We start from the raw sequence: 17236 nt of genomic DNA, 5'->3' as shown, positions 1-17236 counted from the left end.
AGAGATGGGGATCAATTCCCGGAATACAACCAGGGCAAAACTGCTGTTCGTGACCTTGATCCTGATATTGGAGTGATTCTCAAAATAATTCGGGATTTCATTCACAGATGCTCGGGTTTATTACGAATACAATTAATTCTCACTTGTAGTGCAACTTACAAGTTTACAGGCAAACAAACAGGCAAAGTACAATGAAATCAATTCTAACCACCGGCATTCTGCTAGCGCTGGCGAGCACATCGGTGTTGGCCGCAGAGTACGAAGTTGACCTCGGCTACGACTCGAAGTACATCTCCGAGGGTCGTGACAACCTGGATAAAGGCGGCATCTACTGGGCCAACGGCGCCGCCGCCTTTGACAACGGCATCACCCTCTCTGCGGCATACGGCTACGCCGCCGACTCCAGTGTCGATTACGACGAACTCAACGTCGGCATCGAGTACGGTTTCGAGCTGGGCGACTTCAGCTTGTCCGCCAGCTACACCCGTCTGGAGTTCTTTGAAGACGACGAAAGCGACAACGAATGGGGCGCCGGCATCGCCTACGGCGGACTGGAGTGGTTTGAACCCTTTGTCACCTATGTCTACAGCACCGAGGCCGAAGGCAGCTTCGTGGAAGTGGGCATTCAGCGTGATTTCGCTGTTACCGAAACCCTGACCTTTAGCCCTTATGTGATTATGGGTCTGGACTATGGCTATGCCAGCCCGGAGCACGACGGTGCCAACCACACCGCTGTTGGCGCCACCCTGGCTTACCAGCTGAACGACACCTGGGCCATCAGCGCCGTTGTTGAACACCAGAAAGCCGATAAGGATGTGGAACTGGATGTCGGTAACGACGACGGCCACACCTGGGGTGGTATTCACTTCACCGCCGCGTTCTGATTTCAGCGCCTTGCAACGAGGGAGCCAACGGCTCCCTTTTTTCTGTTTGCTACGCGTGGCGCCTCCCGGCTAATGCACCACGACTTCGACCGCACCAGTCTCTAAAAAAGCGATCTTCTGGTTGCACCACCGCTGTCTGAACTCCAGTTCCCCAAAACTATAAACACGCCTTACTTACAGTCAACCACGGCTGGACGCCCACTCACGCATCTGCTTTAATGCCGCCACTTGTGGTGTGAATAATGACCAAACGCAAAGGGATTCCCAAAGTGATACCCACTCCGACTTCATCGCGCCAGGCGCACTCGAAGTTGACACCGGCCCTGATGCTGGTGGTATTTGTGTGTCAATTGTTCGCCAGTTGCTGGTCGATGTCGGTGCAATTCCCGGCTGAGCAGCACCCGCTTGGGGCTCAGGTTCATCACAGCCACAGCAACCACACCCATCACGATGACGTCGACCTGCCTCAGCTTGCCGGTGGTGCCGAAGCCTCGGAACATCATCACGACAGCCACTCCCACACCCCCTGTCACCCTCCGGTTGACCTGGCCATGCACAACCTGGCCCTATCTACCGATGCCGTGACGGCGACTCGGCTCAGCTACCTCAGCCGTCGCTACGCGCCGCCGATTCCGCCTCCCAACGCCTAAGCGCCCTGATCCCTCTTTTTTGTATCGGTTCGCACCGATAACCATCTACAGCTTCTAAAAGGAATGCACTTATGAGGCTAACTCCATGGCTGAACGCCCTGGTACTGACCCTGGGCGCCTTGGCGTCATTCTCACTGCTGGCCCACGGTGTCGACGACAACACCCGCCAGTTTCTCACTGTTAATCAAGGGGTTTCGATTGTCCCCTACCTGTACATCGGCGCCAAACACATGCTGACCGGCTACGATCACCTGTTGTTTCTGGTCGGGGTGATTTTCTTTCTGTTCCGCGCCAAGGACGTGTTGCTGTACGTCAGCTTATTCACTCTGGGACACAGCATCACCCTGCTGTACGGCGTGTTGGCAGACATTCACGTTAACGCCTATCTGGTGGATGCCATCATCGCCCTGTCCATCGTCTACAAGGGTTTCGACAACCTTGGCGGCTTTCAACGTCTGCTGGGCTACCAGCCCAACACCAAGGCGGCGGTGATGATTTTCGGTCTGTTCCATGGCTTCGGCCTGGCCACCAAGATTCAGGAGTTCAACCTGCCGGACGACGGCCTGGTGGCCAACATTCTGGCCTTTAACGTCGGCGTCGAGATCGGCCAGTTCCTGGCCCTGACGGTGGTGCTGATCATGATGAGCGCCTGGCGCCGCCACTCCAGCTACCTGAACTTCGCCACCATCACCAACACCCTGCTGATGAGCGGCGGTCTGATGCTGATGGGCTTTCAACTGACCGGCTATTTCAGCAACTAAAACCAATAACAATAAGGATTCCACATGACCCAATTCACACCACCGGTGCACTCCACCGCTACCCTGCTCAAGGCCAGCGTCGCCGCGGCTTTGCTGGCGGCCGTACTGCTGCTGACCTGCATCCTGCCGGCGGAGTACAACATTGATCCCACCGGTGCCGGCAAGGCTCTAGGGCTGACGGCGCTGGCCGAAGCCGCCCAAGCCCCGGCCACGATCCCCCTTGACCAGGCCCCGCCGACCCGCCAACAGCGTAAGGATACGATCACCATTACCATTCCCGCCGGTAAGGGGCTGGAGTACAAACTGCTGATGGACCAATACGCTCAGCTGGAATACGAATGGCACACCGACGGCACGCCACTGTATTTCGATTTTCATGGCGAGCCTGAAGGCGACACCAGCGGTTACTTCGAGAGCTTTGCCATTACCACCTCCAGCAATATGAAGGGATCGCTGACGACCCCGTTCACCGGCTCCCATGGCTGGTACTGGAAAAACCGCTCTGGCAAGCCGGTACAGGTTTCCCTGACCCTCAAGGGCAATTACGTCATCAAAGGCTGATCTTCGCAGAAGCCACAGGCGCCTACGGGCGCCTTTTTTGGCGCCGCCATCGGGCAACGCTATACTGGTTTCATCAAATTTTGCGTCTTTTTCTGCCCCGGCCCGTCAAGGATCTATTCACACACCGGACAACCCGAGAGAACCGCTTGATGCTGAATCACTGGCAAAGCCACAAAGACCGACTGCGAAGCTACATCGGCAAACGTGTTGATACCCCTGCCGCCATTGATGACATATTGCAGGAGGTCTACCTCAAGGCCCACACCCACCTGCACCAGCTTCGCAACAACGGTAGCCTCAATGGCTGGCTGTACCGCATCGCCCACAATGCCATCATGGATCACCACCGCCAGCACCGCAGCCACAACGAGCTGCCGGACGATCTGGCGGCTCCCCAGACCGATGACGCCGAGCAAGCACACCGGGAACTGGCCCAGTGCCTGGTGCCGCTCATCGATGAATTGCCCCTGCGCTACCGGGTGCCGCTGCAACTGGCCGAGTTACAGGGGCTGAGTCAGCAACAGATTGCCGATCACTTGGGATTGACCCTGTCCGGTGCCAAAAGCCGGGTACAACGAGGGCGACAGCAACTGCGGCAGCGCCTGACCGCCTGCTGCGACATCGAAGTAGGCCGAGGTGGCGTCCTCGATTACCACCCCAAAGATCCCGATTGCCGAGGCTGCTAGAAATAAATCTGCGTCCTTTTGCGGCCGCCCGCGTCTTTGACACCGTAACCCGGGGACAACCCCGGGCGTCACAGACAAGAGAGGCCCCATGCTTAAAGTCATCAGTTTTACCATCTGCCCCTTCGTTCAGCGCATTACCGCCCTACTGGAAGCCAAAGGCCTCCCCTATGAAGTGGAGTACATTCAACTCAACGACAAACCGCAGTGGTTTCTCGATATCTCCCCCAATGGCCAGGTGCCGTTGCTACAGACCGAAGCCGGCGAGGTGCTGTTCGAGTCCGATGCCATCGCCGAATACCTGGAAGACGCCTATCCCCCCCTGCAGCCCGGTTTGAGTCCGGTACAGGTCGCCCACAATCGCGCCTGGAGCTATCTGGGCAGCAAGCAATACCTGATACAGTGCCCGGCGATGGGCAGCAAAGACGGCGACTCCCTCAAACAACACAGCGCCAAACTGGCCAGCGCCTTTGCCAAGGTGGAAAAGGTGCTGGGAGGCCAACGCTACTTCAACAGTGACAGCCTCAGCATGGTCGATCTGGCCTGGTTACCGGTGCTGCACCGGGCCTGGATCATCAAACAGCACTCCGGTTACGACTTTGTCGCCGGTTACCCCAAAACCCAGGCCTGGCAACAGGCATTGATGGACACCGGCTTGGGCCAGCGCAGCGTTGCCGACGATTTCCTTGAGAAATTCAGTGCTTACTACCTGTCAGAACAGACGGTACTGGGCAGGATTCAGCGCCACTGCCAGCCCTGCCAGTGCCAGGCCGACACCCTGGATGAGTGCTGCGGCCAGCAGCAATGCCGCGACATCCTGGCCAGTTGCGAGCCCAAATCCAGCAGCTGTGGCGACAGCGGCTGCTGCGGTTAGCCCGGCAAGCGGCGGTAAGGCCGCCGGGCCTTACCGCCGAAACCGATTGCCTCAATCCCTTGTTTTTGGTTGAGGTGAACCCCAGTTAACGGTACAACATAGACCCATCTATGCCGGTAATAACCGGCCTAACCAGTAAAGGATCACTCCCATGGCTCAGCAATTTGACTACATCGTTCTTGGTGCCGGCAGCGGCGGCATCGCATCAGCCAACCGGGCCGCCATGCGCGGAGCCAAGGTGCTGCTGATCGAGGCCAAGCACCTGGGCGGCACCTGCGTGAACGTCGGTTGTGTGCCGAAAAAGGTGATGTGGTTTGGGGCTCAGGTAGCGGAGGCGGTCAACCTGTACGGTGCCGACTACGGCTTCGATCTGACCGTGAACCGATTCGACTGGAGCAAGCTGGTGGCCAGCCGTGAAGCCTACATCGAACGCATTCACGGTGGCTATAACCGAGGCCTGGACGCCAATGGCGTCACCCTGGTGAACGGTTTTGGCAAGTTTGTCGACAGCCGCACCATCGAAGTCAACGGCGAGCACTACACCGCCCCTCACATTCTGATCGCCACCGGTGGCCGCCCCACCATTCCGGCGATTGCCGGTGCCGAGCACGGCATCGATTCCAATGGCTTCTTCGCCCTGACCGAGCAACCCAAGCGGGTGGCGGTGGTCGGCGCCGGCTACATCGCAGTGGAGCTGGCAGGGGTGCTGCATGCCCTGGGCAGCGACACCCATCTGCTGGTGCGCAAACACGCCCCATTGCGCAACTTTGATCCCCTGATCACCCAGACCCTGGTGGATCTGATGGCACAAGAAGGGCCAACGCTGCATACCCACTCCATTCCGTCGGAGGTGGTGAAAGAGGCCGATGGCAGCCTGACCCTGAAACTGGAAAATGGCAACAGCCTCAACGTCGACACCCTGATCTGGGCCATCGGCCGTGAACCGGCCACCGACGTCATCAACATCGAAGCCTCTGGCGTCAAGGTGAATGACCGCGGGTTCATTCCGGTGGATGAGTACCAGAACACCAACGTCGACGGCATCTACACCGTCGGCGACATCATGGAGGGGGGCATCGAGCTGACACCGGTGGCGGTAAAGGCGGGTCGACAACTGTCGGAACGGCTGTTTGGCAATCAACCCAACGCCAAGATGGACTACTCGCTGGTACCCACCGTGGTCTTCAGTCACCCGGCCATCGGCACCATTGGCCAGACCGAGCCTCAGGCGGTAGAGCAGTACGGCGAAGACAACGTTCAGGTGTACACCTCCGGCTTTGCCGCCATGTACACCGCGGTCACCGCCCACCGCCAGCAGACACAGATGAAGCTGGTGTGCGCCGGCCCCGAACAGAAAATTGTCGGCCTGCACGGCATCGGCTTCGGCATGGATGAGATCCTGCAGGGCTTTGCGGTGGCCATCAAGATGGGCGCCACCAAAGCGGACTTCGACAACACCGTGGCCCTGCACCCTACCAGCGCCGAAGAGTTTGTGACCATGCGCTAAAACGCCCAAGGCAGACAGTAAAAAGCCGCTCAACAGAGCGGCTTTTTTCATGTCTGAGGCGACGTGACCGAGCATCTTGGCAAGAAGATGATATTGCACCGCCTTTTGCCACAAACGGGAGATCCTGTTGCCAGCGACAGGGGAATTAGGCAATCAAGCGGGCGTTTGGGACCAATGACCGCGATGGAAGTGGAACACTCTCCCTCCTCGCTGCGCCTTCTTTCAACAAACAGGCAAATGTGAAAGAGAGACAATCAATTCCAACGCAACGAGTATCTCTATGGCAGCAGGCAGTCCACCAAAGAGATAAGAGACATCACAACCAGGCAGATCGTAAATCCCCGCTCGGGAGAGGGTTCCGAGCCGATGGCAATGACGCCATCGACAGAAAAAAGCTAAACCACACAACCTCAAATAACAATCATTATCAACTGCAACTCTTACCATTAAGGTAGAAAATGGGCGCCGGATCATAAAAAACACAACCAAAACGTCACAGTTGTAACCAGATGTATACAAGCCTCAGCCCAACTCATGGCGAAATGGCACTGACTGATCCCAGCCGGCATCCACCCACGGTCACAAACAGACAACATCCGCAGTTCGCCTTTTCGAAAGCCAATCAACACCAAAGCCCGCTCTACCGGTGGATTCAGCCAGGCTGAACACGATTTATTACAATAGGTTCGATTGTGATTTGTTTCACAGCCCCAAAAAGTTGTTGCTCCAAAGTTACCGAACCCCCTCATTTGGTAATGACAACCATTCTCATTTCCAATACCATCTCCGCAACAAACCTCTTCCAGTACCGGATATAGAAAGGACTGCCGTTGTGAAAAAGACCCAAATAGCCAGCCTGATCATTGCGATGCTGGCCCCCATCGGGGCCCATGCCCAGGATGAATCAGCGAAACAAACTCAGACCGAAGGTGTAGAACGCATCGAAGTCATGGGCGTTCGCCAACGTCTTGAGCAGGCGGGTACTCTGGCCAATACCATCCAGAAGACCGAAGTGATCGGTTCCGACCTGATCGAAAGCAAAAACGCGGTTAACCTGACCGAAGCGATCGACAACTCCCCTGGTGTCAAAGTCTCAGCCGAATGCTCCATGTGCGGCGTCAAGCGCATCATGATGAATGGCATGAAAGGCGAACATACCACCATCCTGGTGGACGGCCTGCCGGTTCACACTATGATCTCCGGTTTCTACGCCGTCGATGCCATTCCGACGTCGGGTGTCTCCCGCATCGAAGTAGCCCGTGGCGCCGGCGCCTCCCTAATCGCCCCAGAGGCCATCGGCGGCACCATCAACGTCATCACCGCCGAGCCAATTGAAAACGGTGCCGAGCTGGATCTGTCCGTGGGTGAAGAGGGCTACCAGAAGTTCAGCTTCGTCGGTTATGGCGTCAGCGAAGATGGCATGACTCGCGCCACCTTGATTGCTCAGTATGACGATCGCGACCAGGTCGACGAAGACAACAACAAGGTTAACGAAGCGCCGTCTCAGGAGAACCGCAGCATCAGCGCTCGCATCTCCCACGACATCGGTGACCACGACAACATCGTGTTGCGGGTATCTAACATCTACTCCGACATCTTCGGCGGCCCGATGCTGGGCGAGACCTACGCCGATGGTCGTTTTGACAGCAAAGGGGCTATTATTGCCGCCTTTGATGACGCTCCCTCCGAAACCGGCCAGCTGTTTAACAACGGCGACGTGCGTGAAGACTTCATCGGCAAAGCCTGGGAAACCACCGAGTGGATCGAGACCAAGCGCAACGAAGCGTCATTGAGCTGGCTGCACGACATGAACGACGACCTGAACATGACGCTGTCGGCCAGCTACGCCGACCATGAGCAGGACTCCTTCTACGAAGGCTTCGACTACTACGCCGAAGACACCATGTACTTCTTCGATGCCCGTTTCAACTACGTGCTTAACGATGATCATCTGCTGACTTTCGGTGCCGATTTGCGTACCGAAGAGATGCGCTCTCACTCCCGCTCCGGCAGCGCCAATAAAAAGTACACCTCTGACTCCTTCGATTACGACGTAATGGGCGTGTACCTGCAGGATACCTGGCAGGCCAGCGACGACTTGGAAGTGAACATTGCCCTGCGCTACGACCAGGTCGAAGCGGATTTCATCGATCCTAAGAAGCCTGGCACTGAAATTGACGAGTCTATCCTGTCGCCTCGCGTGGACATGCGCCTGCGCCACAACGATCAGTGGACCTCTCGCCTGTCTGCCGGCCGCGGCTACCGCGCACCGCTGTCCTTCTTCGAAACCGACCACGGTATTCTGGATGGCACCCTGGGCTTCGTCATTGACGTCGACTCCCTGGAGCGCTCCAACTCCGCCAACTACGCCCTGAGCTTTGAAGGTGAGCACTTCACCGCCACCGGCTCCATCGCCTGGACCGAAGTAGAGAACCTGGCGGCCCTGGACGAGACCGACGAGGGTGTGCCTAAGCTGACTCAGCTGGACGAAGACGCCACCGTCATCACCACCGACATCGCCATGGGTTACCAGATCACCCACGACCTGACGGTGAACCTGACCGCCGAACACTTCAATTACGACGATACCTTCAAGTCCTCCTACGCCATTGCCCCCATCGAAGAACGGGTTACCGTGAGCATGGATTGGGACATCGCCAGCTGGGAGCTGTACGCCGACGTCGTTTGGGTTGGCAGCCGTGACTTGAGCGAATATGGCTACGAAGGTTACAACCAGGTAGACGGCAACGGCTTTGTCGTTGACAGCTCCAAGAAGAGCACTGACGCACCCGACTACTTCACCATGAACCTGCGTGCCAGCTACGAGATCAACGAAACCTTCTCCGCCTACGTGGGCGTCGCCAACCTGTTTGACTACACCCAGGCCGGTGATGAAGACACGCCACTGTTCTACGATGCCGGTGAACCCGACGCTCAGGGCCGACGCGAAGGCGGCTATGACGTGGGCTACATCTACGGTCCGCTGCGCGGCCGTGAAGCCTACATTGGCCTGAAAGCCACCTTCTGATGCTGACCCTCTGGCGTCTCTGGTTGGTGGCCGTGCTGGGGTTACTCCCGGCACTGGCCACCGCCAGCAGTGAAGCTCCACAACTGCTGGAGTTTGAACACCGGAATCTGCGCTCCGGCGAGGTAACCGATCTCACTCACCTGGCTGGCCAGCCAGTGGTGATGATGTTCTTCGAACCAGACTGCAGCTGGTGCATCAAACAAGCCCGAATTCTGGACAAGCTGCAACAGCAACAAAACAACAGCTTCATCCCGGTGATGCTGGGGGTTCACGGCAACCGATTGGCATTGAAGCGGGCGCTGTTTGATCTCGGCGTCTCGTTACCAGCCTATCAGGCATCAAGGGCCCTGGAGCGGGAGATGGGCGGCATTCCCGCCACCCCGATTCTGCTGGTTGCCGACAAGCAGGGTCATTATCTTCGTTATTTCAGGGGATTAACCACGCCTGAGCAACTGATTCCTTTATTAAGCAGTACACCAAAACCCGAGTTGGCGGGGTTACAGCAGTAACCGACCTGCCGACGCCGGTTATTGGCCAGGTTCGCAACCCGGCGCCCCCGCCATCAACGCAACAACCGAGTTAACTCGGCAGGCTGGTGACCGCGAACGACACTGCCTTTCACCAGCACCAGTGGAATGCCGTGGCCGCCGAATTGAGCAAATTCACGCGCCGCCGCCGGATCGTCCTCCATGTCCAGCTCAACAAACGGTTGACCAGACTGAGTCAGAAACTGGCGGGTTGCGGCGCAGGCGGAACACCAACTGGCACTGTACAGAATCACCTCGGCATCGTGAGACCGATTTAACTCCGCCGCCAATCGACCTCCGGCGCCCAATTGGTACACCGCAAACCCCAACACGCCGGTTATCAGCGCCATCACAAACAGAAATCGTCCCATCGATTTTCAGTTTCCCGTTACTGGTTGCCTTCCTGAATCCTATGGACAACGACAGCAAAGCACAAGTTCGCCTCTCCTTGCCTATACTCAGTTTTCCTGATCTCGGAGAGCCTTCTATGTCTAACCATACCTACAAGAAGCTGGAGCTGGTGGGCTCCTCATCGGAAAGCATGCAAGACGCCATCAACAACGCCATTGCCCGGGCCCATCAGACCATCGCCAATCTGCGCTGGTTTGAAGTAACCGAGATGCGGGGACAGGTAGAGAATGGCAAGGTGGCCTATTGGCAGGTCACTCTGAAGGTCGGCTTTACTCTGGAGGAGTGAACCCGCTGACACACAAAGCAGGCTGAGCCTCAGCCTGCCCTGCAACAACAATGGACTCTTTAGACGGCTTGGGCCTGTTTCAGCCTCTCAAATAACTGATCTTTCAGGTTCAGACGCTTCAGCTTCATCCCTTCAAGCACTTCGTCGGTGGTGTTTTCCAGCCCCTCTTCGATGCGCCGGACTTCGCGATCGAGTTCGTGGTACTGGTTATAAAGCTGATGGAAATTGTCGTCTGACAGATTGAGCTCCTGGATCAACTCAACGTGGGCGGGAAACTCGTTAACCAGGCTATGGTCTTGGATTATCATCACGCATTCCTCCTTGTGGTTAACTCCATTCTGCTCCGCTCCGACGGCAGTTTGCTTGATACAGATCAGTAAATTATCCGTTATGAAGTTGCTTCATTTTTATTTCACATTGGCAGCTGCTGACGCTGGGATCTGCCTCCGCCAGCCCCTGAGCCCGGGGCAGCAATGCCTTGAGCCTCATTGTAATTCCGCCACCCACTCCACCGCCGCCAGAAACTGCGCCAAGGCCGCCGAATCTGGGTAATCAAACTGATAGCGGTTGTGAAAAAACACGCTCAGGGTCACATCGTCATTCCCCAGAAATGCCGTGTAGCCATCAAAGTCGCTCCAGGCCCACAGCCCCAGATAGCCGTAGCGGCCGTCACACCACTGCCCTCGATCCACCACTCGCTGGTGCACCCTCAGCAGGGTGCGACAATTAAGACTGTTGCGCATCACGCTCTCCCTCGATGAGGAACATGGTTGGCAGGCCGTTACCCAGCCTGTCTGCAGTCCTACGTATCGACAACCGAACCGGATCCCGAACGCGGTGATCCGGCTTAGGCATCAGCCTACCGGGTGGCGAGCTTCGGTCGAACTCTGGCACTCTTGAGACCAGCTGGCTACTATGGATAAATCATCAATTAAGCCATTGAATTATGTCCGACTCTAGCCAATACATCGTCGCTCTGGATCAGGGCACCACTTCCAGCCGAGCGCTGCTGTTCGATCAACAGGGCGACGCCATCGGTACCGCCCAGCGCGAGTTTCAGCAACACTACCCCCAGCCGGGGTGGGTTGAGCACGACCCCATCGAAATCTGGGCCAGCCAACGGGCCACCCTCACCGAACTGCTGGCAAAATGCCGGATCAACCATCAACAGGTAGCGGCCATCGGCATTACCAACCAGAGGGAAACCACCATTATCTGGGATCGGCAAACCGGGCAGCCGGTCTACAACGCCATCGTCTGGCAATGTCGTCGTACTGCCGAGCTCTGTACTCAACTGAAACTGCAAGGGTTGGAGACCGAGGTTCGCGCCAAAACCGGACTGGTGCTGGATCCCTACTTTTCTGCCACCAAGATTCGCTGGATTCTGGACAACGTCGATGGCGTCCGCGAGCGGGCAGAGAAAGGACAATTAGCCTTTGGCACCGTTGATACCTGGCTGATCTGGAACCTGACCCAAGGCAAGGTGCACGCCACCGATGCCACCAATGCCAGCCGCACCATGTTGTACAACATCCACACGCAGCAGTGGGATGAGGAATTGCTACAGGCCTTTGATATTCCGGCTTCATTGATGCCAGATGTAAAAGCCAGTGGCGACGACTACGGTCAGGCTCAGCTGGGGAACGCCTGTGTGGCCATCAGCGGCGTCGCCGGTGATCAGCAGGCGGCATTGTTTGGCCAATTCTGTCATCACTCCGGCATGGCGAAAAACACCTACGGCACCGGCTGTTTCCTGCTGATGCACACCGGCCAGACGCCGGTCTCCTCCAACCACGGCCTGCTGACCACCCTGGCCTGCAACTTTCCCGGTCAGGTCAACTACGCCCTGGAGGGATCGGTCTTCATGGGCGGAGCCAGCATCCAATGGCTCAGAGATGAACTGGGGCTGATCCGTACCGCCGCCGAAACCGAATCACTGGCCAAGGAGGTGGACGATACCCAAGGCACTTACCTGGTACCGGCCTTCACCGGCCTGGGCGCTCCTTACTGGGATCCCTTTGCCCGCGGCACTCTGGTGGGCCTAACCCGCGGCAGCAACCGCCATCACATCGTCCGGGCTACCCTGGAATCCATCGCCTACCAATCCATGGACATCCTCACAGCCATGGAGCAGGACGCCGGTGTACCATTGTCGCAGCTTCGAGTCGATGGCGGCGCCACTGCCAATGACTTTCTGATGCAGTTTCAGGCCGACATTCTCAATGCCGATGTGGTTCGGCCAGCCAATACCGAGACCACCGCGGCCGGGGCGGCCTACCTGGCGGGATTAAGTTGTGGCTTCTGGAGTGACATCGACGGCCTGTCACAGCAAATCTGCAAACCCCGAGTGTTCCACAATCGCATGGACGACGAGCAGAGACACAACCTGACCCGCGGTTGGCAGCGGGCCGTGGCCAGTTGCCAGCACTGGTCCTCATTGGGTTAACCGTTCAACTCGCAACCGCAATGTAACCAGGACACCATTTGGTTACATTGCCGCCTTGCGGCGGTTTTTTCTGCAACGAGCGGATTACTTCGGCAACAACCCCCAGTTACAACCCTTGTTAACCTCACGTTTTTTACCAATAAAGTGACGCTAAACGGGATCTCCGCCAGCAGAGGGAGTACAACAAGATCCTCCTGTTGTTGCCGTTCCGCTGTTGTTATAGCCATGAACCAAAAACAAACCTCCTGCCCATTGCTGTGCCTGGTATTACGGCCAAGCCTGTTGATGCTGGCCTGTGTCTGTGCCCATCAGCAGCGCCCACTGCTGATGGTGCTGTTTGCCTGTTCACTGCTTATCTATCTGGGCCTGCTGCAGCCGCACCTGCACCGCCGCACCCGATTGCCGGAGGTCATGGCCTTTGAAAGCCGACTGTTCCTGCAGCAGAGTCGCAACAGTCAAACCCTGGTGTTACTGCTGATTACCACTTTAATCACCTCTCTGTTGCTGCTGTTCTGGCAACAGCAAACTCGCTCCGGTCTGGTGCTAATGGCGGTCTACTCCCTGTGCAAAATAGTGTGGAACTTCCTGTTTCTTGGTAAATTAGGCGCACAAGATTTATCAGCCAGCTTGGCATCCATTATTGGAGCTGCAATACTAATTGATCATTAGTTAGCCGACTGGATCACGCAATGCGCGCTGATACTTGACAGCAAACTGCTTCGAATCTTACTTTCAGCAAGTTAACCAATCCCATTTGCCCTCGGAGTCCCTGCGATGGAGAAGCTATCACTACCGACAGCCATCGGTCGCATGCAGACCCGGCTGGCTCAGCTTGCCCATGTGCAGCCTGAACACGCCGTTGTTCAGATAACCGAAACCATCGACGCCACCCTGTTGCTGCCCTGGTTGGCAGCCCAGAATCAGTGGCCGCAAATCTACTGGCGACAACGAAGTCAGGGCGAACAGGTAGCAGCACTGGGCCAGTGCCAATGCGTTCGCATTGATGAACAACCTCAGCAGCAACTGAGCCAGTTCTATCAGACCGCCTGCAGCCACAACCTGTCCGGTGTCCGCTGGTATGGCGGGGTGGCGTTCGATACCAAACAGCCCGAGTGGTCCGCCTTTGGCCAGGCCACCTTTGTTCTGCCGCGGCTGGAAATTCGCCAAACGGATCAATCCTCCCAGTTGCTGTTGAACCTCAAGGGGGAACCCGACTGCTGGCTGGACGAACTCAGCGACGCCAACGACTGTCTGCAGCGCCTGTGCCGCATTCAGCCACTGCCGCCCCTGGCTCCGGGGCACATCCTGTCCCGCCAGGACACCCCCGGCGAAGCACGCTGGCATGAGTTGGTGACTCAGGTCACCGAACCCGACTTCATCGCCGACACCCCCAAGGTGGTATTGGCTCGGCAAAGCCAATTGCAACTCAGTCACCAACCCAACCCCTGGACCGTCCTGCACGCCTGGCAGCGACTCAACCCCAACAGTTACCAGTACGGGTTTCAGCTGACGCCGACCGCCACTTTTATCAGTTGTTCACCAGAGCGGCTGTTCCAACGGCGCCAGCAGGAGCTCAGTACCGAGGCTCTGGCCGGCACCACGGTGCGAGGCTTTACCCCGGAAGAGGACGATGCCCTGGCTCAGGCACTGTTGGACGATGACAAGAACCAACACGAAAATCAGCTGGTCAGGGTGTTGATCGAGAAGCAACTGCAACCTCTGTGCGATTACGTCGGCACCGAGGAAAGCCCCTCCATTTTAAAACTGAACCACATCCAACACCTGCACCGTACGATCAAGGCGGAAGTCAAAACCGGTGTAAACGACCTGCAGTTGTTGCAGGCACTGCACCCCACACCGGCGGTGGGCGGGTTACCGCGGGAAAACGCCATGACCTTCATTCGCCAACGTGAAGGCTTCAACCGCGGCTGGTACGCCGGTGCCTGCGGCTACTTTAACTGTCTGGGTAGCGAGTTTTCCGTGGCGCTGCGCAGCGCCCTGTTTATCGATAACCAGATCAACCTATTTGCCGGAGCCGGCATCGTCGCCGATTCCGATCCCAGTGCCGAATGGCAAGAACTGGAAAATAAACTGGCCACCGTTATGGGAATTTTAAACGGCCTATGAACAACAATACCCTCGCCGACCTGAACCTACTGTGGTCGAAACTGCTGCTGGAAGAGTTGCATCGCCTTGGGGTTCAACACATCTGCCTGGCCCCTGGGTCACGTTCCACCCCCCTGACGCTGGCCGCAGCCGAGCACCCCAAGCTAACCCGCCACACCCATTTCGACGAGCGGGGCCTGGCCTTCATGGCCATGGGCCTGGCCAAATCCAGCGCGACTCCGGTGGCCGTCATCACCACTTCGGGCACCGCCCTGGCCAATCTGTACCCGGCCATTATCGAAGCCAGCCTGACCAAGGTGCCACTGATCCTGCTGACCGGTGATCGACCTCCAGAATTGATCGGCTGCGGCGCCAACCAGGCGATCATTCAGCCCGGCATTTTTGCCGAATACTGTACCCGGGTGGATCTGCCTACCCCGGACTTGGCCATCGGCCCTCAGGCTCTGCTGAGCCAGCTTGATCATGCTGTCGGCACCAGTGATGGCCCCATCCACGTCAACTGCATGTTCCGGGAGCCCCTGTACCCGCAAGCCGAACGCAGCGATTTCAGTGACTATCTGGCGCCGATTCGCCAGTGGCTGCAAAACGATGCCCCTTGGAGCCCACTGGCCAACTTGAGCCAACAGGCATTGCCAAATCCACAACAATGCCGCGATTTTGCCAAGGGTAAAGGGGTGATCGTAGCCGGTACCCTGGCGCCCGAGATGGATCCGCAACTGCTGTTGACCCTGTCGAAGACGCTGGGGTGGCCGCTGCTGGCAGATTGCCAGTCGCAGCTAAGGCAGGCTCCTGGCGTCATCCATCACATCGATCAGCTGCTGCACCGCCCCGATTGCCGTCAGCAACTGGCCGAAGCCGACCACCTGCTGGTGGTTGGTGCCAGAACCTTGTCCAAGCGACTGCTCAGCTTCATCGATGCTCAACCGTGGCGACAACATTGGCATTGGCTGTCGCACCCACAGCGGCTGGATCCCAATCACAAACCCAAGCAGGTGTTTGTGGGCAGCCTTCAGGCACTGCTCAATCAGCCCTGGCCGCAAACTCCGCAGGCGCCCTGGTGTCCGCAATTGTCGCACACCAACGCCCGAATCGATTCTCTGATCGCCAGCCTGCACCAGAGCGGTCCACTGACCGAGCTGTCGGCCATACGTCACCTGAGCCAGGTCATGCCGCCAGAGGGGCAGCTGTTCATCGGCAACAGCCTGCCGGTTCGGCTGTTTGACACCCTGGCCGCCCCACGAGCCGACAGTGCTCCGGTGTTCACCAATCGAGGCGCTTCTGGCATTGATGGCCTGTTGGCTACCTCGGTCGGCGTCAGTCGTGGTACTGGCAAACCGACCGTTCTGGCCATCGGCGATCTGTCGCTGCTGCACGATCTCAACTCATTGGCGGTTGCCCGGGATTGCTCGACCCCGATGGTGATCATCGCCATCAACAACGACGGTGGCAGCATCTTCAATCTGTTGCCTGTCCCCAATGACACCCTGCGTCGGGATTACTATCGCCTGGGGCACGGCCTGCAGTTTGCGGGGGCAGCCACCCAGTTCGGCCTGCCCTACAGCAATCCGGACAGCCTCGAGCACTTCGATAAGGCACTGCGACTGGCACTGCAACACCCCGGCGCCAGCCTGATTGAACTCACGCTGCCTTCGGAACAATCGGCGCAACTGCTGATGGATCTGGCCACTCAGGTTCAAGATGCAGCTGCACACTGAATGCCACGGTAGCCCCGATAATCCGGCGCTGGTGCTGCTGCACGGCTTCCTCGGCAGCGGAGAAGATTGGCTGCCACTGATTGCCGACCTGGCCCAGCACTATTACTGCATTACCTTAGATCTGCCTGGTCACGGGCGCAGCCGTGACTGCGCCCTGACCGAGGTCCCCGGGTTCCTGCCATTGTGTCGGGCCATCGAGGCCAGTCTGAACCGGCTCGGCGTCCATCGCTACCATCTGCTGGGGTACTCTCTGGGAGGCCGGGTTGCCCTGCACCTGGCCCAGCACTGCCCACAGAAGCTGCTTAGCCTGCTACTCGAGTCCGCCCACCCCGGGCTGACGTGCACCGAAGCGCGCCAGCAGCGACTCCAGGCCGATGGCCGCTGGCACCGCCGCCTGACCCAGGCGCCCATCCAGGACTTTCTCATGCACTGGTACCAACAACCGGTATTCGCCAGCTTGAGCGCCTCCGCCCGAACCACCATGATTCAAGCCCGCAGCCATAACCATGGCCCCAACCTGGGCGCCTGTTATCTGAGCACCAGCCTGGGGCATCAGCAAGATCTTCGGCCACTGCTGGCGTCTCTGTCGTTGCCAGTGCACTACCTCTGCGGCCAGCAGGATGCGAAGTTCCTCTCCCTCGGGCAGCAGTTGCTGCAACAGGGCTGGATTACCGAACTGCACCCCATGCCAGGCGGGCACAATGTCCACGCCGCCAACCACGACGCTTTTCTTGATACAATCAACACCATCCTGACCCGTTACCGTCATTAGGACC

At 57.8% G+C, this 17236-nt stretch carries 18 protein-coding genes; 15 read left to right on the top strand and 3 right to left on the bottom strand.

Going from position 1 to position 17236, the window contains the following annotated elements:
- Positions 1-191 precede the first annotated feature (191 nt).
- The 9 genes from J8Z22_RS00280 (at position 192) to J8Z22_RS00240 (ending at position 9457) form a co-directional block, all read left to right on the top strand.
- Positions 192-884, top strand: coding sequence for a hypothetical protein (locus tag J8Z22_RS00280; protein ID WP_051252583.1), 693 nt, complete (start codon positions 192-194; stop codon positions 882-884).
- Positions 885-1126: 242 nt separating this feature from the next.
- Complete coding sequence (locus J8Z22_RS00275) at positions 1127-1534, top strand: hypothetical protein (protein WP_252008281.1); 408 nt, start codon at positions 1127-1129, stop codon at positions 1532-1534.
- Positions 1535-1605: 71 nt separating this feature from the next.
- The gene (locus tag J8Z22_RS00270) at positions 1606-2295 is read left to right on the top strand and encodes a HupE/UreJ family protein (protein ID WP_252008279.1); all 690 of its coding nucleotides are present in this window, start codon (positions 1606-1608) and stop codon (positions 2293-2295) included.
- Positions 2296-2319: 24 nt separating this feature from the next.
- Entirely contained in the window at positions 2320-2856 is a 537-nt protein-coding gene (locus tag J8Z22_RS00265) for a hypothetical protein (RefSeq protein WP_252008277.1), read from the top strand.
- Between the two features lie 149 nt (positions 2857-3005).
- Positions 3006-3542: an RNA polymerase sigma factor SigZ gene (sigZ, locus tag J8Z22_RS00260; RefSeq protein WP_252008275.1), complete on the top strand. Its 537-nt coding sequence runs from the start codon at positions 3006-3008 to the stop codon at positions 3540-3542.
- An 88-nt stretch (positions 3543-3630) separates the two neighbouring features.
- Positions 3631-4413, top strand: coding sequence for a glutathione S-transferase family protein (locus J8Z22_RS00255; protein WP_252008273.1), 783 nt, complete (start codon positions 3631-3633; stop codon positions 4411-4413).
- A gap of 151 nt (positions 4414-4564) precedes the next feature.
- Positions 4565-5920 carry a glutathione-disulfide reductase gene (gene gorA / locus J8Z22_RS00250; RefSeq protein ID WP_252008271.1) on the top strand — a complete coding sequence of 452 codons (1356 nt, stop codon included), beginning with the start codon at positions 4565-4567 and terminating at the stop codon, positions 5918-5920.
- An 832-nt stretch (positions 5921-6752) separates the two neighbouring features.
- The gene (locus J8Z22_RS00245) at positions 6753-8948 is read left to right on the top strand and encodes a TonB-dependent siderophore receptor (RefSeq protein ID WP_028112541.1); all 2196 of its coding nucleotides are present in this window, start codon (positions 6753-6755) and stop codon (positions 8946-8948) included.
- Complete coding sequence (locus J8Z22_RS00240) at positions 8948-9457, top strand: thioredoxin family protein (RefSeq protein WP_252008269.1); 510 nt, start codon at positions 8948-8950, stop codon at positions 9455-9457. Before J8Z22_RS00245 ends, J8Z22_RS00240 begins: the two co-directional genes overlap by 1 nt.
- Before the next feature lie 53 nt (positions 9458-9510).
- On the opposite strand, the gene J8Z22_RS00235 is transcribed toward J8Z22_RS00240, so the two are convergent.
- A complete protein-coding gene (locus J8Z22_RS00235; RefSeq protein ID WP_051252579.1) occupies positions 9511-9846 on the bottom strand; it encodes a glutaredoxin family protein in 336 nt (111 codons plus the stop codon).
- A gap of 116 nt (positions 9847-9962) precedes the next feature.
- On the opposite strand from J8Z22_RS00235, the gene J8Z22_RS00230 reads away from it, so the two are divergent.
- The gene (locus J8Z22_RS00230) at positions 9963-10172 is read left to right on the top strand and encodes a dodecin (protein ID WP_028112540.1); all 210 of its coding nucleotides are present in this window, start codon (positions 9963-9965) and stop codon (positions 10170-10172) included.
- 59 nt (positions 10173-10231) lie between these two features.
- Here J8Z22_RS00230 and J8Z22_RS00225 read toward each other — a convergent pair whose 3' ends face one another.
- Both J8Z22_RS00225 and J8Z22_RS00220 read right to left on the bottom strand, forming a co-directional pair.
- The gene (locus tag J8Z22_RS00225) at positions 10232-10480 is read right to left on the bottom strand and encodes a YdcH family protein (RefSeq protein WP_028112539.1); all 249 of its coding nucleotides are present in this window, start codon (positions 10478-10480) and stop codon (positions 10232-10234) included.
- Between the two features lie 177 nt (positions 10481-10657).
- Positions 10658-10915 (bottom strand): DUF3081 family protein, encoded by a 258-nt coding sequence (locus J8Z22_RS00220; RefSeq protein WP_252008267.1) that lies wholly within the window; start codon positions 10913-10915, stop codon positions 10658-10660.
- Positions 10916-11118: 203 nt separating this feature from the next.
- Here J8Z22_RS00220 and glpK point away from each other — a divergent pair, with 203 nt between their 5' ends.
- The 5 genes from glpK (at position 11119) to menH (ending at position 17232) form a co-directional block, all read left to right on the top strand.
- The gene (gene glpK / locus J8Z22_RS00215) at positions 11119-12618 is read left to right on the top strand and encodes a glycerol kinase GlpK (RefSeq protein WP_252008265.1); all 1500 of its coding nucleotides are present in this window, start codon (positions 11119-11121) and stop codon (positions 12616-12618) included.
- A gap of 225 nt (positions 12619-12843) precedes the next feature.
- Entirely contained in the window at positions 12844-13287 is a 444-nt protein-coding gene (locus tag J8Z22_RS00210; RefSeq protein ID WP_156896975.1) for a hypothetical protein, read from the top strand.
- Between the two features lie 105 nt (positions 13288-13392).
- On the top strand, positions 13393-14745 hold the full coding sequence (locus J8Z22_RS00205) for an isochorismate synthase MenF (RefSeq protein ID WP_028112536.1): 1353 nt from the start codon (positions 13393-13395) through the stop codon (positions 14743-14745).
- A complete protein-coding gene (menD, locus tag J8Z22_RS00200) occupies positions 14742-16460 on the top strand; it encodes a 2-succinyl-5-enolpyruvyl-6-hydroxy-3-cyclohexene-1-carboxylic-acid synthase (protein ID WP_252008263.1) in 1719 nt (572 codons plus the stop codon). The genes J8Z22_RS00205 and menD overlap by 4 nt, the downstream gene beginning before the upstream one ends.
- A complete protein-coding gene (menH, locus tag J8Z22_RS00195) occupies positions 16444-17232 on the top strand; it encodes a 2-succinyl-6-hydroxy-2,4-cyclohexadiene-1-carboxylate synthase (protein ID WP_252008261.1) in 789 nt (262 codons plus the stop codon). Before menD ends, menH begins: the two co-directional genes overlap by 17 nt.
- The last annotated feature ends 4 nt before the right edge of the window (positions 17233-17236 follow it).

Origin of the sequence: Ferrimonas sp. SCSIO 43195, from assembly GCF_023716685.1 — a bacterium.
GTDB lineage: Bacteria > Pseudomonadota > Gammaproteobacteria > Enterobacterales > Shewanellaceae > Ferrimonas > Ferrimonas kyonanensis.
Note: the sequence above shows the minus strand (reverse complement) of the source record. Positions and strands in the feature narration are given on the sequence as shown.